Source organism: Micromonospora endophytica, assembly GCF_003236305.1.
In the GTDB taxonomy this organism is placed as follows: domain Bacteria; phylum Actinomycetota; class Actinomycetes; order Mycobacteriales; family Micromonosporaceae; genus Micromonospora; species Micromonospora endophytica.
Genome location: NZ_POTX01000363.1, coordinates 1 through 4,237 on the forward strand (window position 1 = coordinate 1; position 4,237 = coordinate 4,237).

At 70.7% G+C, this 4,237-nt stretch carries 4 protein-coding genes; 2 read left to right on the forward strand and 2 right to left on the reverse strand.

The features are described 5' to 3' along the window. Positions 1-2: 2 nt before the first annotated feature. Together hisS and C1I93_RS28995 are read right to left on the reverse strand one after the other, a co-directional pair. Positions 3-1,331: a histidine--tRNA ligase gene (hisS, locus tag C1I93_RS28990; protein WP_111246440.1), complete on the reverse strand. Its 1,329-nt coding sequence runs from the start codon at positions 1,329-1,331 to the stop codon at positions 3-5. 53 nt (positions 1,332-1,384) lie between these two features. Then, positions 1,385-2,104, reverse strand: coding sequence for an MBL fold metallo-hydrolase (locus tag C1I93_RS28995; RefSeq protein WP_111246441.1), 720 nt, complete (start codon positions 2,102-2,104; stop codon positions 1,385-1,387). 255 nt (positions 2,105-2,359) lie between these two features. Between C1I93_RS28995 and C1I93_RS29000 the strand changes: the two genes are divergently transcribed. Both C1I93_RS29000 and C1I93_RS29005 read left to right on the forward strand, forming a co-directional pair. After that, a complete protein-coding gene (locus C1I93_RS29000) occupies positions 2,360-3,280 on the forward strand; it encodes a peptidylprolyl isomerase (protein ID WP_111246442.1) in 921 nt (306 codons plus the stop codon). Positions 3,281-3,336: 56 nt separating this feature from the next. Continuing rightward, positions 3,337-4,170 carry a peptidylprolyl isomerase gene (locus tag C1I93_RS29005; protein ID WP_111246443.1) on the forward strand — a complete coding sequence of 278 codons (834 nt, stop codon included), beginning with the start codon at positions 3,337-3,339 and terminating at the stop codon, positions 4,168-4,170. Positions 4,171-4,237 lie beyond the last annotated feature (67 nt).

The window sequence follows — 4,237 nt, forward strand, 5'->3', positions numbered from 1 at the left end:
GGTCAGGTGATTGAGGGGGTGAGGTCGGTTCGGGGCGGGGTCCACTCTCCCGCTGCGGCGACGACCTGCTCGCCGGAGCGGATGTCCTTGACCTCGTCGGGGGCGCCGTCGGTGCCGGGGAACCAGACGTACGGGATGCCGCGCCGCTCGGCGTAGCGGATCTGCTTGCCGAACTTGGCCGCGCTCGGTGACACCTCGGTGGGGATGCCTCGGGAGCGTAGGGCCTCGGCGACGCGGTTGCTGGCGGCACGCAGCTCCTCGTTTGTCACCGCCACCAGGACACAGGTGGGCACCTCCCGGGACACCGACAGGGCGCCGGCGCCGAAGAGCAGGCCGAGCAGCCGGGTCACCCCGATCGAGATGCCCACCCCGGGAAAGCTGACGTTGCCGGCGCTGGCCAGGTTGTCGTACCGGCCGCCGGAGCAGATCGAACCGAAGCGCTCGTACCCGATCATCTGGGTTTCGTAGACGGTGCCGGTGTAGTAGTCCAGGCCGCGGGCGATCCGCAGGTCGGCCACGCAGAGGCCGGGCGAGTGCTCGGCGGCGGTCTGCACCACCCGGACCAGTTCCTCGACGCCCTCGTCGAGCAGCGGATCGCTGACTCCGAGCGCGCGCACCGCGTCGGCGAAGGAGGCGTCCGGTGCGGAGATCTCGGCGAGTGACAGCACCGCCTTGGCCTGTGCCTCGGTCGCCCCGGCGGTCTCGGCGAGCAGCTCCGTGACACCGGTCGGGCCGATCTTGTCGAGCTTGTCGACAGCACGCAGCGTCGCCTCCGGGTCGGTCAGCCCGATGCCCCGGTAGAAACCTTCGCAGATCTTGCGGTTGTTGACCTGGATGCGGACCGGCGGAATCGGCAGCGAGCGCAGCGCGTCGCCGATCACCAGCGGCATCTCCGCCTCGTGGTGCGGGGCGAGGGTGTCCCGGTCGACGATGTCGATGTCGGCTTGGAGGAACTCCCGGTAGCGACCCTCCTGCGGGCGTTCCCCGCGCCACACCTTCTGGATCTGGTAGCGGCGGAACGGGAAGTGCAGCTTGCCGGCGTTCTCCAGCACGTAGCGGGCGAACGGCACAGTCAGGTCGAAGTGCAGGCCGAGGGCGTCGTCACCGGCCGGACCCTCCGGATCGCCCTGCAGCCGCCGGATCACGTAGACCTCCTTCGAGGTCTCGCCCTTGCGCAGCAGCTGGTCGAGCGGCTCGACGGCCCGGGTCTCCAGCGGCGCGAAGCCGTACAGCTCGAAGGTCGACCGGATCCGGTCCAGGACGTACTGCTCGATCATCCGCTGGGCAGGCGTCCACTCCGGGAAGCCGGAGATGGGCGTGGGCTTGCTCATGATGCTCCGTTCGGAAACCCGCACGGTCCGCGCGGGAAAGCGTGGGTGCGGCGCTACAGGCCGCGGGTGGGGGCCGTCGCTCGCCCGCCGCCCATCCCGGCCACCTCAGCGAGGTACGGGTTGGTGGCGCGCTCGCGGCCGATGGTGGTCGCGGGGCCGTGGCCGGGCAGTACGACGGTGTCGTCGGCCAACGGAAGGATCTTGTCCCGCAGGCTGGTGATCATCGTCGGCATGCTGCCGCCCGGCAGGTCGGTGCGGCCGATCGAGCCGGCGAAGAGCACGTCACCGGAGAGGCAGAGTTGTTCCGCCTCCCAGGGCGAGCCGGCGCCGGGCAGCCGGAACAGCACCGACCCGCCGGTATGGCCGGGCGCGTGGTCGACGGTGATCTCCAACCCGGCGAGGGTGAGCGTCGCACCGTCGGCCAACTCGGCCACGTCCTCCGGTTCGGTGTACGGCAGGCGTCCGCCGAACAGCTGGGCCATCTCCACCGACAGCCCCTTGGCCGGGTCGGCCAGCAACTCCCGGTCGCCCGGGTGCACGTACGCGGTGATCCCGCGCGCCCCGCAGACCGGTGCCACGGAGAAGGTGTGGTCGAGGTGCCCGTGGGTGAGCAGCACCGCGGCCGGATGCAGGCGGTGCTCGGCGAGCAGCGCGTCGAGCCGGTCGATCACCCCGATGCCGGGGTCGACCACCACGCACTGTTCCCCCGGACCGGCGGCGACCACATAGCAGTTGGTGCCGAAGGCGTCCGCGGGAAAGCCGGCCACGAGCACGTCCGCTCCCCTTTCCGTCGCGCTGGCGTACGTCGTTGCGCAGCCTAACCGGCACGGCCCGACCGGTCACCGCAGATGGCGTCCCAGCGGCACCAGAGGACACTCACGCACCCCGATGAACATCGACGGCCACCTCGTACACCACTTTCCCAGCCGGTACCCGTACACTCTGGCGGGCGTGTGGCGTGGCGCACCTGCCGCCCGACGGCTACGCGACCACCGGCTGACGACCAGGGTAGAGGAAGGGGAGCACGGGTGGCTTCCAGCAGGGACCGGCAGCGCAAACTGGCGCGGGCCAAGCTCGACCGGCAGATGGCCCGGCGGGCCGCTGCCACCAAACGTCGCCGGCAGATTCGCGCAGGCGTCGGCACCACTCTGGTTCTGCTGCTTGTGGTCGCGGGCTCGGCCTGGGCGCTCGGCGCGTTCGACTCCGAGCCGACCGACACCAGCGCCGCCGACGAGACCTGCCTCTGGACCCCACAGAACACCCAGGGCAACAGCAACCTCAAGGATGTCGGCGAGCCGGCCACCACCGGGCTGCCCGTCACCGGCATCCGGACGATGACAGTCGTCACCAACCAGGGTTCGCCGATCACCGTCGAGCTGGACCTGGCCGGTGCCCCCTGCGCCGCCGCGAGCATCACCCACCTGGCGAGCCAGTCGTTCTACGACAACACCAAGTGCCACGAGATCCGCCCCGAGGGCGCGGTGCGCTGCGGTGACCCCAGCGGCACCGGGCTGGGCGGCCCGACGTACACGTTCTACAGCGAGAACGTGCCCACCGCGCCGGAGGCGTCACCGGAGGCCAGCCCGGCTCCGGACGCCGCACCGACGTACCCGAAGGGCACGGTCGCCATGATCTCGAACCCGCCGGGTGCCAACGGAAGCCAGTTCCTGATCTTCTTCAAGGACCACACCCCCACCGAGGACCCGCAGTACCCGATCATCGGCCGGGTCACCGAGGGGCTCGACGTCGTGGAGAAGATCGGAGCCCTGCCGACCGTGGACAATGGGGCTGGGGAGAAGGTCAAGCCGGAGAAGGACGACGTGGTCATCCAGAGCCTGACCGTCGGTGAGCCGGTGCTGGATCCGGCATCGCCCGCCGATCCGGCCCCCACGGGTACGCCGAGCCCGGAGGCATCCGGCGCCCCCGAGGCCAGCGCGAGCGCCGGTTGAACCGGCCGGTTCCACCACAGCAGCGGCATCCACATACCGTCCAGGAGGATCGAGGCGTGACGTCCACCAGAGAGCGGCAGCGCGCGGCGGCCCGCGCCCGGCTCGAGAAGGAGATGGCCGAGCGGGCCGCACGGGCCCGCAAGCGGCGTCAGACGCAGGCGGTCGTGGGGGGCGGTGTGGCCCTGCTCCTGGTGGTCGCCGGCACGGCCTGGCTGGTCAGCAGCCTGATCGGCGACGACAGCGGCACCGACAACACCGCCCAGAACGCGAGCACCGTGCAGTGCGACTGGGTGGAGATCCCGGCCGACCAGCGGAGCCCGACGACCAAGGACGTCGGAATGCCGAACGTCGAGCAGAGCCGGGTCGGCACCCAGACCATGACGATCACCACCAACCTGGGCCCGATCACCGCGCGGATCGACAAGTCGGCGGTCCCCTGCACGGCGGGTAGCTTCACGTACCTGGCCGAGAAGAACTTCTTCGACAACTCCAAGTGCCACCGCCTGGTCACCGAGGGCATCCAGGTGCTCCAGTGCGGCGACCCGAGCGCCACCGGCAAGGGCTGGCGGGACACCGACGGCACGGGCGGCCCGAGCTACCGGATGGCCGAGGAGAACCTGCCCACCGACAAGCGTCCGCCGTACGAGGCTGGCGTCATCGCGATGGCCAACTCCGGCCAGCCGGCCAGCACCGGCAGCCAGTTCTTCATCGTCTACGGCGACGCACAGCTGGACCCGGCCTACACCGTGCTCGGCACGATCACCAGCGGGATGGACCTCGTCAAGGAGGTCGCCGAGGCCGGCGACGACGGCGCCTTCGCCGAGCAGGCCGGTGGCGGCCACCCGAAGAAGGAGGTCGTCATCACCGACCTCACCATGACCGACGCCTAACCCACCCACACCAAGCGCCCCGCCGGCCTCCGGCGGGGCGCTTGGTGTGGGTGGGTTAGGCGTCGGT

What these genes read in the sequence shown, in the direction of transcription:
- hisS (WP_111246440.1), bottom strand. Translation starts at nt 1,331, where the DNA reads ATGAGCAAGCCCACGCCCATCTCCGGCTTCCCGGAGTGGACGCCTGCC.